At 36.9% G+C, this 1,791-nt stretch carries 2 protein-coding genes; both read right to left on the bottom strand.

Annotated elements, in window-relative coordinates; translation table 11 throughout:
• A partial coding sequence (locus GSY74_RS08695) for an aminodeoxychorismate synthase component I (RefSeq protein ID WP_164664714.1) occupies positions 1-984 on the bottom strand: 984 nt, incomplete at its 3' end.
• The coding region (locus GSY74_RS08690; protein ID WP_164664713.1) for an aspartate carbamoyltransferase catalytic subunit at positions 984-1,791 on the bottom strand (808 nt) is incomplete at its 5' end. The genes GSY74_RS08690 and GSY74_RS08695, both read right to left, overlap by 1 nt.

Here is a 1,791-nt window from a genome sequence, read left to right as displayed (position 1 = left end):
ATAAATTTTATCTATAATTTCACTATATTCACTTTTGGCATCACTATCAATGGTGATGCCTCCACCACTCTTATAGTATAGTTCTTCATTATCTTTCTCCACAAACCGTATCATAACAGCAGAGTATAGATTCTCTCCATCAAAAATACCAAAAACACCTGTATAGAATCCTCTCTTATAATCCTCTATATCATCAATAATATTAATGGTACTTTTTTTAGGTGTTCCTGTAATAGAACCAGCAGGTAGTAGAGTTTGAACTATATTTCCCAAGTTATCACGCCAATCCTCTGGTAGTTTTGCTGTTATCTTTGAGCTCACTTGAAATAGCTCTTTGTCTCCTGCTTTTATCTTCTCCACATATCTAAACTTCTCTACTTTTACATCATTAGCCACCATTCCCAAATCATTACGCATCAAATCTACTATCATTACATGCTCTGCCAACTCTTTTTCATTGGCTAGTATCTTATCTTTGGCATTAGGTATAGAGGCTTCTATAGTTCCTTTCATTGGGTAGGTTGATATGGTGTTTTTCTCTATCTCTATAAACTTTTCAGGAGAGAAGCAGATAAATTTATTTTTGAAGTAGAGTTTATATTTTGCTCTTGCATAGCCAAATATCTCTCTAAGTGATAGATTGGTTTTGATTGGCGTTTTAAATGTTAGGTTAAGTAGATATGTGTTTCCTGCACGAATCTCCTCTTGTACTTTTTCCAAAGAGTTTTTATATGATTCGAAGTTTATAGGATTTTTTTTTAGTAGGCTTTTTGCCAAACTAGGAACCGATGGCTTTAGCCTCGCAGTGTTCGGGACTAAAGTCTCCGATTCCGATGTTTTGGGATAGTTTCTCTGTTTTCCTATTTTGAAAAAAATATCATCATCTAAACTATCAAGAGGTTGCACAAATTTCTCTTTTTTATCATATGAGATGACAAAAAGAAAAGGAACTCTTTGCTGTGCAAGTTTAGTGATTCTATCCATTAATTATCTAGTAGAATAGCTTTCAGAATTGCCATACGAACAAAAACACCATTTCTGACCTGCTCTAGGACTTTGCACCTTGGGTCTTCTAGCATCTCATCAGATATATCAATATTTCGCATTACAGGTCCAGGGTGAAGGAGCAAAATATCTCTATCTCCAAATCTCTCTTTTGTGATACAATACTCCTTTGCATACTCCTCATAATCTTCAAAGATAGGTGCTTTGTGTCTCTCTAGTTGGGCTCTAAGACTCATCACTACATCTACTTGGTCTATAATCTCATCAAGATGCTCCACCTTCTCTAGCTCATTATCAGGCATAAATGGTTTTGGAGCGACTAAAATGACTCTCATACCCATACGATGAAATAGACGAATACCAGAACTAGCCACACGAGAGCTAACTATATCTCCCACAATAGCAATGGTTTTTCCTCTCACATCTCCAAATTGTTCAACTATGGTAAAGTAGTCAAGTAGTGCTTGTGTAGGGTGAGCATAGTTCCCCGCCCCTGCATTGATAACAGGAGTCAGACCTTTGTTGGCAAGTTTTTGAGGTGTTGCATTGAACCCATGACGGATAATAACCCCATCAGGCTCCATAGCACATAGATTTGCAAAGGTATCATCGAGACTCTCACCTTTGGTAGTTGAGCTTTTAGAGGGGTCAAGGTGAACCATAGAAGCTCCAAGTCTCTTAGCTGCTACCTCAAATGAACTTCTTGTTCGCGTTGAAGTCTCAAAAAATAGTGTAATAAGAAGTTTGTCTCTAAGTAGAGCTTTTGGTCTACTTTTTTTGAACTCT

It is taken from the genome of Sulfurovum sp. bin170 (assembly GCF_010892395.1).
GTDB lineage: Bacteria > Campylobacterota > Campylobacteria > Campylobacterales > Sulfurovaceae > UBA1140.
The sequence above is the reverse complement of the archived record's forward strand: the minus strand, read 5'-3'. Positions and strand labels throughout refer to the sequence as shown.